This window comes from Cellulomonas sp. Root137 (assembly GCF_001426725.1).
Taxonomy (GTDB): Bacteria; Actinomycetota; Actinomycetes; order Actinomycetales; family Cellulomonadaceae; genus Cellulomonas.
On sequence record NZ_LMFG01000001.1, the window covers coordinates 2,309,448 to 2,329,412 of the forward strand.

Here is a 19,965-nt window from a genome sequence, read left to right on the forward strand (position 1 = left end):
ACGTCCAACGTCGACGGCTGGCCGATCGTCAGCCGGTCGCCCTCTCCCGTCATCCGCGTGGTCGCTCGACGGCACGCGCCCCCACGGTGCCGACACCGTCCTCAGCCTGCTGGCTGCCATGACCATCGCCGCAGGGCTCACCGCCGGCGGTGCGGCCGCGAGTCAGGCGTCGCGCGCCGACATGACACAGACGCCTTCGGCCGCGCAGGCGCCGTGGTGCAGGGGCCCGGGCTGGTGCTGGTACTGAGCCGCCGCGGCAGCAGGACAACCCGGTCGCGACAGGGGGCGACCGGGTTGTTCCTCGTGCTGTGTCAGCGCGCGGTCTTCGCGGCTGCCTCGAGGATGAGGTCGGCGACGACACCGGGCTGCGAGACGGTGACGGCGTGCGACGCGTCGACCTCGACGAGGTGGGCGTCCGCCCGCTCCGACATGAACCGCACCAGCTCGGCGGGCACCGCGAGGTCCTGCGCCGCGAGCAGCACCCACGACTCGATCGTCTTCCACGCCGCACGCGTCGCCGGTGCCTCGAACGCCGCGAGGGCGAGCGGGCGCTGGGTCACCGCCATCTGCTGCGCGACGGCCCGGTCGACGTCGCCGGCGAACAGCGCCGGGAACTGCTCCTGGTCGATGTAGAGCTCGGTGGCGGTCCCTCCGTCGGGGGTGGAGTACGGGACCGGCTGGGCCGCGCCGCCCAGCTGCGCGCCCGGGAACTTCTCGACGAGGTCGACCAGGCTCTCGCCCGGCTCGGCGAGGAAGCTCGCGACGTAGACCAGCGCGGTGACGTTCGGGTTGCTGTCGGCCGCGTGGCTCATCACGGCGCCGCCGTAGGAGTGGCCCGCGATGACGATCGGGCCGTCGATGCTGTCGAGGACGCTCCGGAGGTACTCGCCGTCGCTCTCGAGCCCGCGCAGCGGGTTCGCGGCCGCGATGACGCGGTGTCCGGCTTCTCTCAGGGCAGGGATCGAGCCGTTCCAGCTCGAGGAGTCGGCGTAGGCGCCGTGGACGAGCACGATCGTCTGCTTCACGGGGAGGGTGGTCATGGGTCTGGCCCTTTCGTGTCTGCTTGTGGTGCTGCGGTCGCTTCGTGCAACATCGGTGGTATGCAATATATTGCGTGCAATCCAGCAGTCAAGACCTCTGCAGGAGATCACCGGCAAGCGTTCCGGGTCCGGACGTGCGGCACCCCCGCCGCCACGAGGGCGACGGGGGTGCCGTCACTGCAGGTCACCGCCTCACGGGAGCAGCCGCGAGGCGGGACGATCACACGTCGTAGTAGAGCTCGAACTCGTGCGGGTGCGGGCGCAGACGGATCGGGTCCACCTCGGCGTTGCGCTTGTAGTCGATCCACGTCGCGATCAGGTCAGGCGTGAAGACGTTGCCCGCCGTGAGGAAGTCGTGGTCGGCCTCGAGGTGGTCGAGGACCTCGCCGAGCGAGCCCGGGACCTGCTGGATCTGCGCGTGCTCCTCGGGGGGCAGCTCGTACAGGTCCTTGTCGATCGGGTCCGGCGGCTCGATCCGGTTCTGGATGCCGTCGATGCCGGCCATGAGCATGGCCGCGAACGCCAGGTACGGGTTGGACGACGGGTCCGGCACGCGGAACTCGATGCGCTTGGCCTTCGGGTTCGAACCGGTGACCGGGATGCGGATGCACGCGGAGCGGTTGCGGGCCGAGTAGACCAGGTTCACCGGGGCCTCGAAGCCGGGGACCAGGCGGTGGTAGGAGTTCACCGTCGGGTTGGTGAACGCCAGCAGCGAGGGCGCGTGCTTGAGCAGGCCGCCGATGTACCAGCGCGCCATGTCGGACAGGCCGCCGTAGCCCTTCTCGTCGAAGAACAGCGGCTCGCCGTCCTTCCAGAGGGACTGGTGGACGTGCATGCCCGAGCCGTTGTCGCCGAAGAGCGGCTTCGGCATGAAGGTCGCCGTCTTGCCGTTCTCGTGGGCCACGTTCTTCACGACGTACTTGAAGAGCATGACCTTGTCGCCGGAGATGGCGAGCTTGTCGAAGCGGTAGTTGATCTCCTGCTGGCCGGCGGTGCCGACCTCGTGGTGGGCGCGCTCGACACCGAGGCCGAGGGCGTCCAGCTGCAGGCTGATCTGGTCGCGGATGTCCGAGAAGCCGTCGACCGGCGGGACGGGGAAGTAGCCGCCCTTGTAGGGGATCTTGTGGCCGAGGTTGCCCCCGGCCTCCTCGCGGCCGGTGTTCCACGCGGCCTCGAAGGAGTCGATCGAGTAGAACGACTCGTTCTGCTTCGTGTGGAAGCGGACGTCGTCGAAGATGTAGAACTCGGCCTCGGGGGCGAAGAACGCCGTGTCCGCGATACCGGTCGACTTCAGGTACGCCTCGGCCTTCGCGGCGACCTGACGCGGGTCGCGGCTGTAGGGCTCGTCGGTGTACGGGTCCACGATGTGGAAGTTGATGTTCAGCGTCTTCTCGACCCGGAACGGGTCGATGTACGCCGTGCTGATGTCCGGGATCAGCTTCATGTCCGACTCGTGGATGGCCTGGAAGCCGCGGATCGAGGACCCGTCGAACATCTGGCCGTCCGTGAAGAAGTCCAGCTCCAGGGAGTAGGCGGGGACGTTGAAGTGCTGCATCGTGCCGGGCAGGTCACAGAACCGGACGTCGACGAACTTCACGTCCTCGCTCTTGATGAACGCCAGGACTTCCTCTGGCTTGCTGAACATCCGCTGCTCCTCGGTCGGTGGTACCCGTGGGGTCGGGCAAGGCGAGGCTACGAGCGCGTGATTTCTCCGTCGTGTACCAAGTGTTTCGACGGCGTTACGGGCCCGCCCCTCGTGTAACGAATGTTGACCATAGTCCTCTGGGGGAGGGGACGGGTCGCGGTGTCTCACCACATCTGCCGCCACGGTACGAGGGCGTCGTGCCGAGGGTGTTTCCGCCGCGTTGCCGTCTCGCTCCGTCGGTCGCCTACCCTGCTCGGGTGGCGAATCGTCGGGACATCAGCTCGTGGCTCGGTGGCGGGTTCGACGAGTCCGACCCGGCCGGTGCCGCTGCGACGACCGACCGCGGTCGGCGGCTCGGGCTGCCGGCATCGGGCTCCGGCTCGCTCGCACCGCTCGGGCGGCGGGTTGGCGCGCTGGTCATCGACTGGACGGCCTGCCTGCTGATCTCCGGCGCGTTCTTCGCCGGCGACCCTGACGCGTTCCTGCTGAGCCGGGGCAACCCGATGGCGACCCTGGGCATCTTCGCCCTGGAGAACGTGCTGCTGGTGGGCTCGATCGGGCACACCCTCGGGCACCGGCTGCTCGGGCTGCGGGTGCGTCGGGTGTTCCCCGGCCAGACGCGGGACGACGCGGCGTGGGCGACGATGGCCCCGGGCTTCCTCAGCGCCCTCGTGCGCACCGCCCTCCTGTGCCTGGTCGTCCCCGCCGTGGTGTGGGACTCCGACGGTCGCGGCCTGCACGACCGCGTGGCCGGCACGGCCATCGTCCGCCGCTGACGGACGAGCCGGTCAGCGGCCGCGCATGCCCTTGCGGTCGGGGCGCGCGCGCATCGGGTCGACGCCCTTGGGCACGGGGAGCCGGACGCCGCCGAGCGCGGTGAGGCGCTTGTTCACCTCGGCGACCTCCTGCTTGCTCAGCTTCGGGCGGAGCCTCTGGACCGCGCGCGGGAGCTTGCGCAGCGCCACCTGGCCGTCGCCGTCGCCCACCTGGATGAGCGTGATCGGTGCGCCCGAGATGACGCGGGCGGTGCGCTTGCGCTCCGACTCCAGCAGCTTGCCGATCCGCGGGGCAGGGCCCTCGCCGACGAGCACGACGCCCGGCCGGCCGACACCGCGGAACACCAGGTCCTGGGTGCGGGGATCGACCGCGACGGGCTCCTGCGTGAAGGTCCAGCCACGGCGGATGGTCCCCAGGGCGGCGTAGGCGGCGCCCGGCTGGCCCTCGATCTGCGTGTACGCGGCCGTCTCCGCGCGGCGGGCGAGGATGAACATCGCACCGAGCAGGGCGAACGGGATGCTCAGCAGCAGGACGTACAGCCACGCGTTGACCAGGAGCCCGATCACGAGCCCGAGCGCGATGATCCCGACGAAGACCGCCAGGAGGATCCACGTGATCGCGGGGTCGTTCTTCCGCGTCATCTGGTACGCCTGCCACACCTGGTGGTACCAGCGGGTCTTCTTCACCTTGGGCGTCGTTGCGTCGGGAGTGTTGTCGCGGGCCATGGGCCCGAAGTCTACCGACCGATCGACGCCCTTCTGACGGGTGTCAGCGAGCGAGCAGGCTGGCCGCCTCCTGGCGGGACGTCGTCGGCTCCGACAGGTGCGCGAGAGCCTCCGGGATCGGCCGGCCGTAGCGACGCATGGCCTGGCCCCAGAGGCGGCCGGCACGGTACGACGAGCGCACCAGTGGGCCGGACATCACGCCGAGGAACCCGAGGCGCTCGGCCTCGGCCGACAGCTCGACGAACTCCTCCGGGCGCACCCACCGGGACACCGGGTGGTGCCGCACCGACGGACGCAGGTACTGCGTGATCGTGATGAGGTCGCAGCCGGCCTCGTGCAGCTCGGCGAGCGCCTCGACGACCTCCTCGATCGTCTCGCCCATGCCGAGGATGAGGTTCGACTTGGTGACGAGCCCCTGCTCGTGCGCGCGGGTGATCACCGAGAGCGACCGGTCGTACCGGAAGCCGGGACGGATCGTCTTGAAGATGCGGGGGACCGTCTCCAGGTTGTGCGCGAGCACCTCGGGCTGCGAGGAGAAGACCTCGTCGAGCAGCTCCGGGGTCGCGTTGAAGTCGGGGATCAGCAGCTCGACGCCGGTGCCGGGGTTGACCGCGTGGATCTGGCGGACGGTCTCCGCGTAGAGCCACGCGCCGCCGTCCGGCAGGTCGTCGCGGGCCACGCCGGTGACGGTGGAGTACTTCAGGCCCATGGCCTGCACGGACGCGGCCACGCGGCGGGGCTCGTCGGCGTCGAACGCGGCGGGCTTGCCGGTGTCGATCTGGCAGAAGTCGCAGCGGCGCGTGCACTGGTCGCCGCCGATGAGGAACGTGGCCTCGCGGTCTTCCCAGCACTCGAAGATGTTGGGGCAGCCGGCCTCCTCGCACACCGTGTTGAGGCCCTCGCGCTTCACCAGGCCCTTGAGCTCGGTGTACTCGGGGCCCATCGTCGCGCGCGTGCGGATCCACTCCGGCTTGCGCTCGATGGGGGTCTCGGCGTTGCGCGCCTCGATACGGAGCATGCGTCGGCCATCGGCTGCGATCGTCACGCCGGTCAGACTAACCCGCGGTGCGGGCGACGGCTGCGGGGGAGGCGCGCGTCACACCGCGGCGGCGGCCGGGCTCGCCTCGAGGATCGGGGTCAGCACGTCGACCAGATGGCCGCGGACCACGGGGACGACCTCGGCGATGGTCACCCGCCGACCCGTCTCGAGGGACAGGGAGGTGACGTCGGCGTCGTCGATCCCGCACGGCACGATGCGGTCGAACGCCGCCAGGTCGGGCTCGCAGTTGAGGGCGAAGCCGTGCATCGTCACGCCGCGGGACACCCGGACGCCGATCGCGGCGACCTTGCGCTCCCGGCGGGTCTCGTCGGCGGCGAACCAGACGCCGCTGCGTCCCTCGACGCGGATCGCGTCGAGGCCCAGGTCGGCGCACGTGCGGATCAGCGCCTCCTCGAGCGCCCGCACGTAGCGGACCACGTCGATGGGGGTCGCCAGCTTCACGATGGGGTAGCCGACCAGCTGCCCGGGGCCGTGCCAGGTGATCCGTCCGCCGCGGTCGACGTCGACCACGGGCGTGCCGTCGACCGGCCGGTCCCACGTCGCCGTGCGACGGCCGGCCGTGTAGACGTCCTCGTGCTCGCACAGGAGCACGGTGTCCTCGCGCGTCCCGTCGGCCACCCCGGCCAGCACCTCCCGCTGCAGCTGCCACGTCGGCTCGTAGGGGAGCAGGCGTGTGCCGAGGTCGAGCTCGTCGAACCGCATGCCGACAGGCTAACCCGACGGCTCGTCCGACCCCGGGCTCGCGACGACGACAAGCAGCCGGCGCAGCTGCTCGGCCTGCGCCGCGGTGAGCCCGCGGGTGACCAGCGCCTCGGCGAGCTCCCGGTCCGACGCCACCATGAACGTGGACCGGCCGGCGTCCGTGATGGTGATGACGTGCCGGCGACGGTCGTCGTCGTGCGGGCTGCGCGTGACGTAGCCCGTGCGCTCCATCCGGGCCAGGACGCGGCTCATCGTCTGCTCGGTGACCCCGCTGGCGGTGGCCAGCTCGCGCTGCGACATCGGCGAGCGCAGGAGGTGGGCCAGGACCGCCAGGCTCGCGTGGTTGAGGTCCCACGTGGACAGGTGGGCGTTCCAGTCGCGCTCGACGCGCCGGGCAGCCGCCGACAAGAGGCGCCCGACGGGCCAGTGCGCGGGGTCGGGCGAGGCCGGGTCGATGATGTCCGCCGACCTGCGCTCCTGGTCCACCGTGCGGCCTCCGTTTGCTCATCCGGACAACACCACCGATGATACTCAGCATGCTGAGTAATCGCCGGTCCACCCTCGTCCGCGCCGTTCTCGTCGGCGTCGCCCTCGTGGTCTGGCTCGGTATCGGGTCGGTCGGCGGGATGGCGCAGGGCAAGCTGTCGCAGGTCCAGACGAACGACGCCTCCGCGTTCCTGCCGTCGTCGGCCGAGTCCACCAGGGCCGCCGAGGAGAGCAAGGGCTTCGTCGACACGGAGACACTACCTGCGCTGGTCGTGCTCCGGCCGGAGGACGGGAGCGAGGTCACCCCCGACCAGCTCACCGCCGTGCAGGAGTGGGCACAGGGGATCCCCGACCTGCCGCTGCCCGAGGGCAACGACGGCACGTGGTCGGAGTACCTGGTGGGCGAGCCGGTGGTCGTGCCCGCCGAGGACGGCGAGGCGCTGCTGGTCGCGATCTCGCTGGACGGCGCGAAGGCCGAGCAGCTGCTGGCCGACGAGGAACGGGTCGCCGGCTCGTTCGTCGTGGCGCTGCGCGAGTCCCTCGACGAGGAGCTCGCCGCGACCGCCACCACCGCGGGCGAGCCCGGCCTCCAGGCGTGGGTCACGGGTCCGGCCGGGTTCGTCGCCGACCTCGTCACCGCGTTCGGCGGCATCGACGGCGTCCTGCTGCTCGTCGCTCTCGGTGCGGTGCTGCTGATCCTCGCAATCGTCTATCGCTCGCCGTTCCTCCCGTTCGTCGTGATCTTGACCGCCGTGTTCGCGCTCTGCCTCGCCGGGCTGGTGGTCTACACCCTCGCCAAGAACGGCACGCTGGTCCTCAACGGCCAGTCCCAGGGCATCCTGTCGATCCTCGTGGTCGGCGCCTCCGTGGACTACGCGTTGCTGCTGGTCGCGCGCTACCGGGAGGAGCTCCACCACGTCGAGCACCCGGCCGCGGCCATGCGGCGCGCCCTGCGTGCCTGCGTCGAGCCGATCGCGGCGAGTGCCGGCACGGTCATCGCCGGCGTGCTGTGCCTTCTGCTGTCGGACCTGGGCTCCAACCGGAGCCTCGGACCGGTCGCGGCGATCGGCATCGCGTCCGCCCTGCTCGGCGCGCTGACCCTCCTGCCCGCGCTGCTGCTCGTGTTCGGCAAGCGCTCGCGCGTCCTGTTCTGGCCGCGCGCGCCCCGCGCGGACGCGCTCGTCGCCGACGGGGACACCGCAGCGGCGACCGCCGCGGACCCGTCCGCCGGCCCCGGCGTCTGGGCCCGCCTCGCGCGCTTCGTCGGACGGCACGCCCGCCCGGTGTGGATCCTCACGGCGCTCGCCCTGTGCGTCGGCGCCGCGTTCCTGCCGAGCCTCAAGGCGTCCGGGACGAGCCAGGTCGACATCTTCCTCACCGACGTCGACGCGGTCTCCGGGGAGGCCGTGCTCGGTGAGCACTTCCCGGCCGGCGCGGTCCAGCCGGCGATCGTCCTGGTCGACGAAGGCGACGTCGCGGTCGTCACCACCGCGGCGGAGGGCGTCGACGGCGTCGAGTCCGTGGTGCCCTACACGGGAGCCCCGGCCGGTGCGGGTGCACCGAGCACGGATGCGCCGCCGATCGTCATCGACGGGCGTGTCCGCCTGGACGTCACCACGACGGCGTCCGCCGACACGCAGGCTGCGGTGGCGACGGTCGAGGAGCTGCGGACCGCCGTGCACGACGCCAGCCCCACTGTCCTGGTCGGTGGCGCCGCCGCCGAGACGCTCGACACCCAGCTGGCCAGCGAGCGCGACCTGCGGGTGATCGTGCCGGTCGTCCTGGTCGTGATCGGGCTGATCCTCATGTTCCTGCTGCGGTCGGTGGTCGCGGCCGCGCTGCTCCTGGTGGCCAACGTGCTCTCGTTCGCCGCGGCGCTCGGGGTGTCGGCGATCGTCTTCAACCACGTGTTCGGCTTCGCCGGCGCCGACCCGGTGGTCCCGCTGTTCGCGTTCGTGTTCCTGGTGGCGCTCGGGGTCGACTACTCGATCTTCCTCATGACCCGGGTGCGCGAGGAGTCGGTGAAGGTGGGGACCCGTGCGGGCGTGGTCCGCGGCCTGGCCGTGACCGGTGGCGTGATCACGTCGGCCGGTGTGGTGCTGGCCACCACGTTCGCCGCGCTCGGCGTCATCCCACTGCTGTTCCTGGCGCAGATCGCGTTCATCGTCGCGTTCGGCGTCCTGCTGGACACGCTCGTGGTCCGCAGCCTCCTGGTGCCTGCGCTGGTGCATGACCTCGACCACCGGACGTGGTGGCCCAGTGCGCTCTCGCGGCGGCCGGCGCAGGGCGGCACCGACCTAGAGTGAGTCGCATGCAGGCGCTACGGATCGGGCTGGTCGGGTACGGGGGAGCAGGCCGGGGGATCCACGCCCGGCTGCTGCGAGAGGCGGGTCAGCGCGTGACGGTCGTCGTCACGCGCAGCCGCGCGGAGCAGGTGGCGCAGGACTGGCCCGGTGCGACCGTGGTCCCCGACGTCGACGCCCTGCTGGCGCACGCCGACGAGCTCGATCTCGTGGTGATCGCGAGCCCCACGGGCGAGCACGTCGCGCACGTGCGGGCCGCGATCGACGCGGGTCTGCACGTGCTCGTCGACAAGCCGCTGGCGACGTCCGCGGCCGACGCGGAGCTGCTGGCCGGGCTCGCCGACGGGCGCCTCACCGTCTTCCAGAACCGCCGGTGGGACCCCGAGCAGCTCACCCTGCTCGGCCTGCTCGAACGCGGAGAGCTGGGGACGGTGCACCGGTTCGAGCGGCGCTGGGAGCGGTTCCGGCCCGTGCCGCAGGACCGCTGGAAGGAGAACGACCCCGAGTCCGGCGGTCTGCTGCTCGACCTCGGCGCGCACCTGGTCGACTCCGCGATCCAGCTCTTCGGACCGGTCGAGCAGGTCTACGCCGAGCTGCACGCTCGCACGACCCCGGCGGTGGACGACGTGTTCCTCGCCCTCGTGCACGCGCAGAACGGGGTCGTGAGCCACCTGCAGGCCGGCGCCGTGGTGGGCGCACCCGGTCCCCGGACGCGGGTGCTGGGCGACGCCGGGGCATACCTGGTGACCAGTTTCGAGGGCGAGCCGACGCCGTTCGGGGCGCTCGACGACGCCTACGAGGAGACCCGCCGGCCCGGCGAGCCGGTGCACGAGGGCTGGCTGGTGCGCGGCGCGGAACGGCAGCCGGTGCCCCGCGCAGCCGGTGGGCACGTCGACCTCTACCGCGCCGTCGTGCGGTGGGTGGTCGACGGGGGGCCGCCTCCCGTCGATCCGGCCGACGCGGCACGGACGGCGCGGGTGCTGGACGCCGCGATGGTCTCGGCCGCCGAGCACAGGGTCGTCCGACTGCCCTGAGCTGTGGATGACGGACGACGCGCCGGCGCCGACCGGTCTTGGATGGCACGCATGGACAGCCTGCTCGTGCCGAGCGACGTGGAGAGCGCCCTCGCTCACGCCGGCTTCCGGGCCGTCGAGGTCACCGCAGCGGGGTGCGTGGCCGCGGCGCTGGACGACGCGGACCGACTGATCGAGCTCCACGTCGTCCCCGGGATCGTGGACGCCCGGCTCTCCGAGCGCGCGGCACGCCTCCGCGAGGTGCGGCACGAGCACCTCCCGCAGGTGCTGGAGGTGCTCGATCTGTCCCCTGGCCGGGTGGGGCTGGTCGTCGAGCACGTCCCCGGGCTCTCGCTCGCGCAGATCCGCGCGGCACGGGCACCGCTGACCGACGGCGAGGCCGCGACGGTCACGATCCCGCTGGCCCGCGCCATCGAGGCGTTGCGGGCTGCCGGGCTGGCGCACGGCTCGGTGAGCGAGTCGACGGTGGTGGTGCGACCCGACGGGCGACCGGTGCTCACGGACCTCCGCGGTGCGCTCGCCGGAGCCGACGACACCGAGGCGGACCTGCGTCGACTGGTGACCGCGGTCCTCGCCCAGATGCCCGGGGCGGACGTGGACCTGGTCACCGGCGTCGCGGGCGAGCTCACAGTGCGGGAGGTGCTCACGGACCTGCTGACCGTCCCAGGGTTCTCCGCCGAGCAGGTGGTGGACGGGTGCTACCGCGCCACCGAGCCGACGCCGGTCCGGCTCCCCGACGCCGGGCAGCTCGCGTCGTCGGCCCTGTCGACCGGCGCGCGCGAGGGAGACCAGGTCCGACGCCAGACCGGCACGCGTCGCGACGAGCGGGCGCGCCGCCGGCGGCGGTCGGTGCGCCTTGCCGCGTCGGTCGTGGCCGCAGCTCTCGTCCTGGGCGGTGGCGTCGTGGGCTGGCGGGTGCTCGGGGCCGAGGCCCCTGCAGCGACCGCCGCGCCCCAGGAGGCGGACGATCCGGTGGTGGCCGCCATCGCGCTCAGCCGGCTGCGGGCGGAGGTCCTCGGGGCGGGGGACCCGGCGGCCCTGGGCGCCGTCGAGGTGGTGGACGGTCCGGCGTACCGAGCCGACTCGCTGCTGCTGCCGGACCTCGACGGCGTGCGGCTGGACGGGTTCGCCGTCGACGTGCAGGACGCGTGGCTGGTGGCGGACGACAGCCGTCGTGGGACGACGGACGTCGCCGTCACGGCCGCGACGTCCGCGTACGACCGGGTGCCTGCCGACGGCGGGGCCGCCACGCAGGTGGCCGCGTCGGCGGCCCGGACGGTCGTCCTGGGGCTGCGGTGGACCCCGGACGGATGGCGGGTCTGGGACGTCCGGCGCCCGTGAGCGGTGTTCACTGGGACCACGACGAGGGGGCCACATGGAGGACGCACAGACGACGCCGCAGGTCCAGGACGACGGGCCGTTCTACCACGGGACGAAGGCGGACCTGCAGGTGGGGGACCTGCTCGAACCCGGGCGCGGCTCGAACTACGGCGCGCGGGCGACGGCGAACTTCGTCTACCTGACCGCCACCCTCGACGCCGCGACCTGGGGCGCGGAGCTGGCCGTTGGCGAGGCCCGGGGCCGGATCTACCTGGTCGAGCCGACCGGGGCCCTGGAGAACGACCCGAACCTGACGGACAAGCGGTTCCCGGGCAACCCGACGAGGTCGTACCGGACGCGGCACCCGCTGCGGGTGGTCGGGGAGGTCACCGACTGGGACGGCCATCGCCCCGAGGTCCTCCAGGAGATGCGGGACCACCTCGCCCGGCTCGAGCAGCAGGGCGTCGAGGCGATCAACGACTGACGCCGGGGCGTCGTCAGTCGCGCTGCGCGACCCAGTCGGCGGCGGTGCGCAGGTCCGCGTGCGTCGGCTGGAAGCCGCTGGCATCGAGGACCGCCGGGACCGCGCGGATGGACCCGAGGACCTCCGACGAGAAGTCGCCGAGCACCAGGCGCAACGCGAACGCCGGCACGGGGATGAGGGCCGGCCGGTGCATCGCCGAGGCCAGCGCGGAGACCACGTCGGCGTTGCGCGCCGGCCTGGTCACCAGGTTGACCGGGCCGTGCACCGGCGCGGTCAGCAGGTGCTCGATGGCGCGGACCTGGTCGAGCAGCGTGATCCAGGGCCAGAACTGCTTCCCGGAGCCGAGCCGCCCTCCGAGCCCCGCCTTGATCAGCGGCAGCAGCGGTCCGAGGGCGCCACCGCCCTTTCCGAGCACGATGCCGGTGCGCAGGTGGGCCACCCGGACGTCGGCGTCCTGGGCCGGTGCGGTCGCGGACTCCCACTGCCGTACGACGTTCGCGAAGAACGTGGTGCCGAGCGGTTCGTCCTCGGCGAGCAGGTCCTCGCCCCGCGAGCCGTACGCGCCGATCCCCGACGCCTGGAGCATGACCCGCGGGCCGTCGCCGTCGAGCTCGGCGAGCGTCCGGGCGAGGAGGCCCGTGGTGCGCAGCCGTGAGGACAGGACGGCCCGCTTGCGCGAGGTGGTCAGCGGCCACCTGCCCGGGTTGACCCCGGCCAGGTTGATGACCGCGTCCGCGTCCGCGAGCGACGCGGAGTCCAGGCGTCCGGTGTCGGGGTCCCACGCGATCTCGGACGGGCGGGCTGCGTTGCCACGCACGAGCGTGCGGACGGTGTGGCCGGTGCGGCGGAGGTGGGGGACGAGGGCGCTCCCGATGAAGCCGTGCGACCCGGCGATGACGACCTGCATGGCGCTCACCCTACGTTCGCCCGGTCGTCCCGGCCCGGTGGGAGCGGACGCACGGCGGCCCGGTCCCCTGCGCGGGTCCCGGGCCGTCGTGGTGCGTCAGGTGCTAGCGCGTCAGAGTCCGACCTCGGACTCGAATGCGCCCTCCTCGATGCGGTTCTTCACCGCGGTGAGGTAGCGCGACGCGTCGGCGCCGTCGACCAGGCGGTGGTCGTACGACAGCGACAGGTAGCACATCGACCGGATCGCGATGACCTCGGCGCCGTCCGCGTCCTGGATCACCACGGGGCGCTTGACGATCGCACCCGTGCCGAGGATCGCCGACGTGCCACCGGGGACGATCGGCGTGTCGATGATCGCGCCGCCCGAGCCCGTGTTGGTCACGGTGAACGTGGCGCCGCTGAGCTCGTCGGGCGTGACCTTGTTCTGGCGGGTGCGGCCGGCCAGGTCCACGATCTTGCGCGAGATCCCGGCGAGGTTGAGGTCGCCCGCGTCGCGGATCACCGGGACGAGCAGCCCCTTCTCGGTGTCGACCGCGATGCCGACGTTCTCCTGGGCGTGGTACGTGATCTGGTTGCCCTCGAGCACGCCGTTGATCTTCGGGAACGCCTTGAGACCCTCGATCGCGGCCAGGACGAAGAACGGCAGGAACGTGAGGTTGACGCCCTCGCGTGCCTTGAAGTCCTCCTTCGCCTTGGCGCGCAGCCGGGCGACCCGGGTGACGTCCACCTCGACCACGGTGGTCAGCTGCGCCTGCGAGTGCAGGGCGTCGACCATGCGCTCGGCGATGATCTGGCGCAGCCGGCTGGCCTTCTCGGTGGTGCCCCGCAGGGGGGACACGGCCGGGACGGAGGCCGCCTTCGGGGCCGGGGCAGCCGGTGCGGCCGCGGCGGGCTGAGCCTTGGCGGCCTCGGCGGCGGCCTTCTCGGCCTCGGCCTTGGCGGCAGCGTCGAGGACGTCCTCCTTGCGGATGCGACCGCCGACGCCGGTGCCGACGAGCGACGCGACGTCCACGCCCTTGTCGGCCGCGAGCTTGCGGACGAGCGGCGTGAGGTAGGTGCCGGACACCGCAGCGGCTGCGGGCGCCGCGGCAGGGGTGGCGGGGACCGGGGCCGGGGTGGGCGTCGCCGGGACCGGAGCGGGTGCCGCCGCGGGGGCAGACTCCTGCTCGGCTGCCGGCTCGGGAGCAGACTGCGGCTCGGGTGCCTTCTCGGGCTCCGGGGCCTTCTCCGGCTCGGGTGCCTTCTCGGCGGGCGCGGGTGCGGAGGCGGCGGCGCCGGAGCCGATGACGGCGAGCACCGCACCGACCTCGACGGTCTCGTCCTCCTGGACCAGGATCTGCTGGAGCGTGCCCGCGAACGGCGACGGGATCTCGGTGTCGACCTTGTCGGTGGAGATCTCGAGCAGCGGCTCGTCGACGGCGACGTCGTCGCCGACGGCCTTGAGCCAGCGGGTGACGGTGCCCTCGGTCACGGACTCGCCCAGTGCGGGCAGCGTGACGTTCTCGCCGACGGCGCCCTCGGAGGCGGCGGCGGCGGGGGCGGCGGCCGGCTCCTCGTGCTCCTCCACCGGCTGCTCCGCGGGAGCGGCCTCGGCGGCGGGCTCCTCCGCCGGTGCCTGCTCGGCGGCGGGCTGCTCCGCGGCGGGCTCCTCCGCGGGAGCGGACTCCTGCGTCGAGGCACCCTCGCCGGAGCCGATGACGGCCAGCGTGGCGCCGACCTCGACGGTCTCGTCCTCCTGGACCAGGATCTGCTCCAGCACGCCGGCGAACGGCGACGGGATCTCGGTGTCGACCTTGTCGGTGGAGATCTCGAGCAGCGGCTCGTCGACCTCCACCGTGTCGCCCACGTTCTTCAGCCAGCGGGTGACGGTCCCCTCGGTGACGGACTCACCGAGGGCGGGCAGCTGCACGTTGTCGGACATGACCGCTCGTGTCTCCTTCGAATCGTGTGGTCAGTTGTGGGCGTGCAGCGGCTTGCCGGCGAGCGCGAGGTGCGCCTCCCCGAGGGCCTCGTTCTGCGTGGGGTGTGCGTGCACGAGGGAGGCGACGTCCTCGGGGTAGGCCTCCCAGTTCACGATGAGCTGGCCCTCGCCGATGAGCTCGCCGACGCGCGCGCCGATCATGTGCACGCCGACCACGGGACCGTCCTTCTGGCGGACGAGCTTGATGAAGCCCTGCGTGCCGAGGATCTGGCTCTTGCCGTTGCCGCCCAGGTTGTACTCGAGCGTCTCGACCGCGTCCGCGCCGTGGACCTCCTTGGCGCGCGCCTCCGTGAGACCCACCGAGGCGACCTCGGGGTCGGAGTACGTCACGCGCGGGATGCCCGACTCGACGATGGCCGCGGGCTTGAGGCCCGCGATCTCCTCGGCGACGAAGATGCCCTGCGCGAACCCGCGGTGCGCGAGCTGCAGGCCGGGGACGATGTCGCCGACCGCGTAGATGTTGCCGACGCCGGTGTGCAGGCGCTCGTCGGTGATGACGAAGCCACGGTCGAGGGTGAGGCCCTGCTCCTCGAAGCCGACCCCGGAGGTGCGCGGTCCGCGGCCGACGGCGACCAGCAGGAGGTCGGCGTCGAACGTCTTGCCGTCCTCGAGCGAGACGTGCACGCCGTTGTCGTCCTGCGTCACGCCGGAGAACCGGACGCCCACGTTGAAGTTGATGCCGCGCTTGCGGAACGCGCGCTCGAACGCCTTGGACAGCGCCTCGTCCTCGTTGGGGACCAGGTGGGGGAGCGCCTCGATGATCGTGACGTCCGCGCCGAAGGACTTCCAGACGCTGGCGAACTCCGAGCCGATGACGCCGCCGCCGAGGATGATCGCCGACTTGGGCACCCAGTCGAGCTGCAGGGCCTGGTCGGAGGTGATGACGCGGCCGCCGATCTCCAGACCGGGCAGCGAGCGGGCGTAGGAGCCGGTGGCGACGATGACGTGCCCGCCGGTGATGCGCTCGCCGTTGACCTCGACGGTGTCGGGACCGACCAGCTTGCCGAAGCCCTCGAAGACGGTGATCTTGCGGGACTTGATGAGTCCCTGCAGGCCCTTGTAGAGCCGGCCGATCACGGTGGACTTGTACTCGTTCACCCCGGCCATGTCGATCCGGTCGAGCGTGGAGTGCACCCCGAAGTGCGCACCGTCGCGGGCGTTGTCCGCCAGCTCGGCCGCGTGCAGCAGCGCCTTGGTCGGGATGCAGCCGTAGTGGAGGCAGGTGCCACCCACCTTGTCGGCCTCGACCAGGGCGACGGACTTCCCCAGCTGTGCGGCGCGCAGAGCAGCGGCGTAGCCGCCACTGCCTCCGCCCAGGACGACGATGTCGAAAGCGGTGCCGTTCGTGTCGGCCACGTGCAGACTCCTCATACGCAGACTTGGTGGTCTCGAGCTTGCCGACCATCCTGTCATCCCTGCAGGCAGCGAACGACCTGGACGGCACGCACGACCATGTGACACTCCGAACAGTCGTCCCATGACTGATGTTCCGTCCGGCGCGAACACCCCGCGGATCGACAGGCTCGCAGGTTACCCTCGTGCGCCATGGGCCTGTTCTCGCGCCGCAAGCCGGCAGCCACCGACGCGCCGACGGATCGGGACGCGCGTGCCGCGACCGTCGCGCACCTGCGCGACTTCGTCGCGACCCGGGTCGGCGTCGAGGCCTACGTGGAGCCGCAGACCCACGACACCCCGACGACGATGATGCTCGTCGCGACCGACGGTGAGTGGACGCGGCGCCGGGTGCCGGACCCGAAGACGGCGTGGGACCTGGCGCGCGACCTGGGCATCCCCGTCTACGACGTGCAGCGGACCGGCTACCCGCAGCGGTTCCGGGACTGGAACTCGCGGCAGCGGCTCGCGCACAAGCGCAAGCACGCCTAGGCCGACGGAGCGCGACCCTCCAGCAGGGCGAGCAGCGTCCGGACGCCGACGCCGGTGCCGCCCACGGGCGTGTAGCCGTGCGCCGACCGCTCGTTGTACGCGGGCCCCGCGATGTCGAGGTGCGCCCAGGGCGTCGTCCCGACGAACTCCTGCAGGAAGATCCCGGCGGTGAGCATGCCGCCGAAGCGGTCGCTGATGTTCGCGATGTCCGCGACCTTCGACTTCAGGCCCGCGCGCAGGTCGGCGGGCAGCGGCATCGGCCAGAACTGCTCGCCGCTGGCCCGCGCCGCCGCGACGACCTCGCCGCGCACGTCGTCGGTGCCCATCACGGCGGACACGCGGTGGCCGAGGGCGATCAGCTGCGCCCCGGTCAGGGTGGCGATGTCGATGACGACGTCGGGCTTCTCCTCGACGGCGGCCACGAGGCCGTCGGCCATCACGAGGCGTCCCTCGGCGTCGGTGTTGAGCACCTCGACGGTCTTGCCGCCGCGGATCGTCAGCACGTCGGACGGGCGCTGGGCGGTGCCGGACGGCATGTTCTCCGCGAGGCACAGCCAGCCGGTGACCGCGACGGGCAGCTCGAGGCGTGCGGCGGCGATGACCGTGTGCAGCACCGCGGCGGCGCCGGCCATGTCGGACTTCATGGCCTCCATGCCGGCGGCGGGCTTGATCGAGATGCCGCCGGAGTCGAACGTGATGCCCTTGCCGACGAGCGCGACCTTCACCTTGGCGCGCGACGGCGAGTAGGCCACCTTGACCAGGCGGGGGCCGCGGACCGAGCCCTGACCGACCCCGACGAGACCGCCGTACCCACCGGCGGCGAGCGCCTTGTCGTCGAGCACGGTGATCTTCAGGCCCTTGGCGCCCGAGTCCTTTGCGGCCGTCTTCGCCGCCTCGGCGAACGCGGCCGGGTACAGGTCGTTCGGTGCGGCGTTCACCAGGTCGCGGGTGCCGTGCACCGCGGCTGCGATCACCTCGGCACGGGCGACGGCGCCGATCGCCGCGTGGTCGCGGGGGTGGGCGGTGACGATCTGGATCGCGGCGACGGGAGCCTGCTTGGCCGCCTCGGACGCGCGGTAGCGGGTGTAGGAGTAGGCGCCGAGCAGGGCGCCCTCGGCGACGGCCGCGACCGACGCCACGTCGTCGGCGGGGAGGGCGACCGCCACGCGGGCGGTGCCGGCGAGCTCGCGCGTCGCCGCGCCGGCCGCGCGGCGGAGCACCTCGGGGGTGACCTTGTCCGCGGGGCCGACACCGGTCAGGACGAGGACCGTGGCGGCCAGGCCGGTGCCGGGCAGGCGGCGGACCTCGTCGGCCGCACCGGTGATGCCCAGGGCGGCCGCGTCGGCCAGCTGGGCGCGCAGCTCCTTGGGAAGGCGCTCGGCGCCCAGGACGACGGCGGCGCCGTCCTGCTGGGAGACCGCGACGACCAGGGCGTCGACGGCGAGGCGGGCAAGGTCCTGGGAGGTCAGCGAGACGGTCACGGCTCGATGATAGGTCGGTGCACTGACCCCTCGTGCGTCGCCGGTACGGTGGGGCATCGTGATCGCCCCCCTCGCGCTGCTCGTCGTCGCCCTGTGCCTGGCGCTCGGCGGCTGGGCCCTCTGGTTCGTCGTCCGGGACCGGGCGGTCGTCCTGCGCCAGCTGTGGGGCGCGGCCGTGGTCGAGGGCGTTCTCGTCGTCCAGGCCGCCGTCGCGGGCGTTCTCGCGGCCACCGGGTCGCCGGACGTGGACGGGGTTCTGCTGTGGGGCTACGTGCTCACGCAGCTGCTCGTCCTGCCGATCGCGGCCGCCTGGGCGTTCGCCGAGCGCACGCGGTGGAGCTCGGTCGTCCTTCTCGTCGCGGCGCTGACCGCGGCCTTCCTCGAGTACCGACTGCTCCAGATCTGGGGGACCGTGTGACCGACCGAACGGCTCGCTCGCGCCGGACGGGCAGCGGCCCCGGCCGGCTGCTCGTGGCGGTGTACGGGATCCTCGCGCTCGCCGCGACGGCCCGCGGCATCTACCAGGTGGCCACCAAGCTCGACGAGGCACCGGTCGCGTACCTCCTGTCGCTCGGCGCGGGGCTCGTGTACGTCGTCGCGACGATCGCGCTGGCCACCGACCGGCGCACGCTCGCGTGGTGGGCGGTCTCGATCGAGATGGTCGGCGTCCTGACCGTCGGCGTCCTGTCGCTCGTGGACGTGGGCGACTTCCCCGACGAGACGGTCTGGTCGGCGTTCGGGCAGGGTTACGGCTACGTCCCGCTGCTCCTGCCGTTCCTCGGGCTGCTCTGGCTGTGGCGCACCGGGCGGACGGCCGACGTGCCGGCTGCGTCCGACGACCTAGGGTGAGAAACGTGTACCGCCTGCTGTTCGACCTCGTCTTCAAGCGCATGGACCCCGAGCGCGCGCACGAGGTCGCGTTCCGGTTGATCCGCGTCGTGGCGCAGGTCCCGCTGCTGCGTGACGTCGTGCATCGCGTCTTCCGGGCCTCCGACCACGGATCCGTCGAGGTGTGGGGCCGCCGGTTCCCCTCCCGGTTCGGGCTGGCCGCCGGCTTCGACAAGAACGCGGTCGGCGTGGCCGGGCTGGTCATGCTCGGCTTCGGGTTCGTGGAGGTGGGGACCGTCACCGCGCAGGCGCAGCCCGGCAACGAGCCGCCGCGGCTCTGGCGTGTGCTCGACCAGCGCGCCCTGCGCAACCGGATGGGCTTCAACAACGAGGGGTCCGCCGCGGTGGCGGCCCGGCTCCGTCGCCTGCGCGCCACCCCGGCGGGCCGGCGGCTCGTGGTCGGCGTGAACATCGGGAAGACCAAGACGACCCCCGCCGAGCACGCCGCCGCCGACTATGCGACCAGCGCGGGACGGCTCGCCCCGTACGCCGACTACCTGGTGGTCAACGTGTCCTCGCCCAACACCCCCGGACTACGGGACCTGCAGTCGGTGGAGGCACTGCGCCCCATCCTCGAGGCCACCCGCGTGGCGGCCGACGAGGCGACGGCCGCCGGGGGGCTCGCTCCCGTGCCGCTGCTGGTGAAGATCGCCCCCGACCTGTCTGACGACGACGTCGACGCGGTGGCCGAGCTCGCCGCCGAGCTGGGCCTGGACGGGATCGTCGCGGTCAACACGACCATCGGCCACGACCTCGGACCCGGTGGCCTGTCCGGTCCGCCGGTGCTGGCCCGCGGGCTCGACGTGGTGGCACGCCTGCGCAGCCGCCTCGGCCCCGACGCGGTGATCATCGGCGTCGGTGGCATCACGACCCCCGCCGACGCGCGCGAGTACCTGGCGGTCGGCGCGACCCTCGTGCAGGGCTACACGGGCCTCATCTACGAGGGGCCTGCGTACGCCACGCGGATCGCGAGGGCGCTCGCGGCGGACGAGGCGCTCCGCGTCCCCGCTCGTCGGAAGGCGGTCGCCTGATGGTCCTGCGGCCGCAGTGGGAGTGGCGCTTCGACGGCGCGGGCGGCGCTGTGCTCGACCGGCCCGTCAGCCCGGTCTTCACCACCCAGTACGACGCCGAGCAGTGGCTGGGTGAGCACTGGCGCACGCTGGCCGCCCAGGGCGTCCAGGCGGTGCACCTGCTGCACGAGGGCAGCCAGGCGACCCCGACGATCACGCTCCCGCTGATCTGACCGCGC

General features: G+C 72.6%; 20 protein-coding genes. 10 read left to right on the plus strand and 10 right to left on the minus strand.

The annotated features are described in order from the left end of the window. Positions 1-311: 311 nt before the first annotated feature. The gene (locus ASD18_RS10880; protein WP_056090512.1) at positions 312-1,040 is read right to left on the minus strand and encodes an alpha/beta fold hydrolase; all 729 of its coding nucleotides are present in this window, start codon (positions 1,038-1,040) and stop codon (positions 312-314) included. Positions 1,041-1,260: 220 nt separating this feature from the next. Continuing rightward, a complete protein-coding gene (gene glnA / locus ASD18_RS10885; RefSeq protein ID WP_056090514.1) occupies positions 1,261-2,685 on the minus strand; it encodes a type I glutamate--ammonia ligase in 1,425 nt (474 codons plus the stop codon). A gap of 257 nt (positions 2,686-2,942) precedes the next feature. Here glnA and ASD18_RS10890 point away from each other — a divergent pair, with 257 nt between their 5' ends. Then, positions 2,943-3,461, plus strand: a complete 519-nt coding sequence (locus ASD18_RS10890) for an RDD family protein (protein WP_082573766.1) — start codon at positions 2,943-2,945, stop codon at positions 3,459-3,461. Positions 3,462-3,473: 12 nt separating this feature from the next. On the opposite strand, the gene ASD18_RS10895 is transcribed toward ASD18_RS10890, so the two are convergent. Genes ASD18_RS10895 through ASD18_RS10910 form a run of 4 tightly spaced genes read right to left on the minus strand, consistent with a single transcriptional unit; the run spans position 3,474 to position 6,435 of the window. Beyond that, a complete protein-coding gene (locus ASD18_RS10895) occupies positions 3,474-4,187 on the minus strand; it encodes a DUF4191 domain-containing protein (RefSeq protein WP_056090517.1) in 714 nt (237 codons plus the stop codon). A gap of 43 nt (positions 4,188-4,230) precedes the next feature. Further along, complete coding sequence (lipA, locus tag ASD18_RS10900) at positions 4,231-5,232, minus strand: lipoyl synthase (RefSeq protein WP_056090519.1); 1,002 nt, start codon at positions 5,230-5,232, stop codon at positions 4,231-4,233. 51 nt (positions 5,233-5,283) lie between these two features. Next, positions 5,284-5,949, minus strand: coding sequence for a lipoyl(octanoyl) transferase LipB (gene lipB, locus ASD18_RS10905; protein WP_056090522.1), 666 nt, complete (start codon positions 5,947-5,949; stop codon positions 5,284-5,286). A 9-nt stretch (positions 5,950-5,958) separates the two neighbouring features. Next, entirely contained in the window at positions 5,959-6,435 is a 477-nt protein-coding gene (locus tag ASD18_RS10910; protein WP_235522324.1) for a MarR family winged helix-turn-helix transcriptional regulator, read from the minus strand. 50 nt (positions 6,436-6,485) lie between these two features. On the opposite strand from ASD18_RS10910, the gene ASD18_RS10915 reads away from it, so the two are divergent. Genes ASD18_RS10915 through arr form a run of 4 tightly spaced genes read left to right on the plus strand, consistent with a single transcriptional unit; the run spans position 6,486 to position 11,576 of the window. Beyond that, positions 6,486-8,741 carry an MMPL family transporter gene (locus ASD18_RS10915; RefSeq protein ID WP_235522325.1) on the plus strand — a complete coding sequence of 752 codons (2,256 nt, stop codon included), beginning with the start codon at positions 6,486-6,488 and terminating at the stop codon, positions 8,739-8,741. Between the two features lie 5 nt (positions 8,742-8,746). Further along, positions 8,747-9,772 carry a Gfo/Idh/MocA family protein gene (locus ASD18_RS10920; protein WP_056090527.1) on the plus strand — a complete coding sequence of 342 codons (1,026 nt, stop codon included), beginning with the start codon at positions 8,747-8,749 and terminating at the stop codon, positions 9,770-9,772. A gap of 51 nt (positions 9,773-9,823) precedes the next feature. Continuing rightward, positions 9,824-11,113: a hypothetical protein gene (locus ASD18_RS10925; protein WP_056090530.1), complete on the plus strand. Its 1,290-nt coding sequence runs from the start codon at positions 9,824-9,826 to the stop codon at positions 11,111-11,113. 34 nt (positions 11,114-11,147) lie between these two features. After that, positions 11,148-11,576, plus strand: a complete 429-nt coding sequence (arr, locus tag ASD18_RS10930; RefSeq protein ID WP_056090533.1) for an NAD(+)--rifampin ADP-ribosyltransferase — start codon at positions 11,148-11,150, stop codon at positions 11,574-11,576. A 13-nt stretch (positions 11,577-11,589) separates the two neighbouring features. Here arr and ASD18_RS10935 read toward each other — a convergent pair whose 3' ends face one another. The 3 genes from ASD18_RS10935 to lpdA form a co-directional block, all read right to left on the minus strand. Then, a complete protein-coding gene (locus tag ASD18_RS10935; RefSeq protein ID WP_056092067.1) occupies positions 11,590-12,483 on the minus strand; it encodes a TIGR01777 family oxidoreductase in 894 nt (297 codons plus the stop codon). 111 nt (positions 12,484-12,594) lie between these two features. Further along, positions 12,595-14,403 (minus strand): 2-oxoglutarate dehydrogenase, E2 component, dihydrolipoamide succinyltransferase, encoded by a 1,809-nt coding sequence (sucB, locus tag ASD18_RS10940; protein ID WP_056090536.1) that lies wholly within the window; start codon positions 14,401-14,403, stop codon positions 12,595-12,597. A gap of 30 nt (positions 14,404-14,433) precedes the next feature. Further along, complete coding sequence (gene lpdA, locus ASD18_RS10945; RefSeq protein WP_082573768.1) at positions 14,434-15,819, minus strand: dihydrolipoyl dehydrogenase; 1,386 nt, start codon at positions 15,817-15,819, stop codon at positions 14,434-14,436. A 189-nt stretch (positions 15,820-16,008) separates the two neighbouring features. Between lpdA and ASD18_RS10950 the strand changes: the two genes are divergently transcribed. Next, a complete protein-coding gene (locus tag ASD18_RS10950; protein WP_056090544.1) occupies positions 16,009-16,347 on the plus strand; it encodes a hypothetical protein in 339 nt (112 codons plus the stop codon). Here the strand turns inward: ASD18_RS10950 and ASD18_RS10955 are convergent. Next, positions 16,344-17,828, minus strand: coding sequence for a leucyl aminopeptidase (locus ASD18_RS10955; RefSeq protein WP_056090547.1), 1,485 nt, complete (start codon positions 17,826-17,828; stop codon positions 16,344-16,346). The genes ASD18_RS10950 and ASD18_RS10955 overlap by 4 nt on opposite strands. A gap of 58 nt (positions 17,829-17,886) precedes the next feature. On the opposite strand from ASD18_RS10955, the gene ASD18_RS10960 reads away from it, so the two are divergent. The 4 genes from ASD18_RS10960 to ASD18_RS10975 are packed head-to-tail and all read left to right on the plus strand — an operon-like array spanning position 17,887 to position 19,959. Next, entirely contained in the window at positions 17,887-18,246 is a 360-nt protein-coding gene (locus tag ASD18_RS10960; RefSeq protein WP_056090550.1) for a hypothetical protein, read from the plus strand. Continuing rightward, positions 18,243-18,677 (plus strand): hypothetical protein, encoded by a 435-nt coding sequence (locus tag ASD18_RS10965; protein WP_056090553.1) that lies wholly within the window; start codon positions 18,243-18,245, stop codon positions 18,675-18,677. The genes ASD18_RS10960 and ASD18_RS10965 overlap by 4 nt, the downstream gene beginning before the upstream one ends. Before the next feature lie 5 nt (positions 18,678-18,682). After that, positions 18,683-19,747, plus strand: coding sequence for a quinone-dependent dihydroorotate dehydrogenase (locus ASD18_RS10970; RefSeq protein WP_056090556.1), 1,065 nt, complete (start codon positions 18,683-18,685; stop codon positions 19,745-19,747). Beyond that, positions 19,747-19,959 (plus strand): hypothetical protein, encoded by a 213-nt coding sequence (locus tag ASD18_RS10975; protein WP_056090559.1) that lies wholly within the window; start codon positions 19,747-19,749, stop codon positions 19,957-19,959. Before ASD18_RS10970 ends, ASD18_RS10975 begins: the two co-directional genes overlap by 1 nt. Positions 19,960-19,965 lie beyond the last annotated feature (6 nt).

Coding starts and splice junctions, on each gene's coding strand:
- ASD18_RS10880 (WP_056090512.1), bottom strand. CDS start 1,040: ATGACCACCCTCCCCGTGAAGCAGACGATCGTGCTCGTCCACGGCGCC.
- glnA (WP_056090514.1), bottom strand. CDS start 2,685: ATGTTCAGCAAGCCAGAGGAAGTCCTGGCGTTCATCAAGAGCGAGGAC.
- ASD18_RS10895 (WP_056090517.1), bottom strand. CDS start 4,187: ATGGCCCGCGACAACACTCCCGACGCAACGACGCCCAAGGTGAAGAAG.
- lipB (WP_056090522.1), bottom strand. CDS start 5,949: ATGCGGTTCGACGAGCTCGACCTCGGCACACGCCTGCTCCCCTACGAG.
- ASD18_RS10915 (WP_235522325.1), top strand. CDS start 6,486: ATGCTGAGTAATCGCCGGTCCACCCTCGTCCGCGCCGTTCTCGTCGGC.
- ASD18_RS10920 (WP_056090527.1), top strand. CDS start 8,747: ATGCAGGCGCTACGGATCGGGCTGGTCGGGTACGGGGGAGCAGGCCGG.
- ASD18_RS10925 (WP_056090530.1), top strand. CDS start 9,824: ATGGACAGCCTGCTCGTGCCGAGCGACGTGGAGAGCGCCCTCGCTCAC.
- arr (WP_056090533.1), top strand. CDS start 11,148: ATGGAGGACGCACAGACGACGCCGCAGGTCCAGGACGACGGGCCGTTC.
- ASD18_RS10935 (WP_056092067.1), bottom strand. CDS start 12,483: ATGCAGGTCGTCATCGCCGGGTCGCACGGCTTCATCGGGAGCGCCCTC.
- sucB (WP_056090536.1), bottom strand. CDS start 14,403: ATGTCCGACAACGTGCAGCTGCCCGCCCTCGGTGAGTCCGTCACCGAG.
- ASD18_RS10950 (WP_056090544.1), top strand. CDS start 16,009: ATGGGCCTGTTCTCGCGCCGCAAGCCGGCAGCCACCGACGCGCCGACG.
- ASD18_RS10975 (WP_056090559.1), top strand. CDS start 19,747: ATGGTCCTGCGGCCGCAGTGGGAGTGGCGCTTCGACGGCGCGGGCGGC.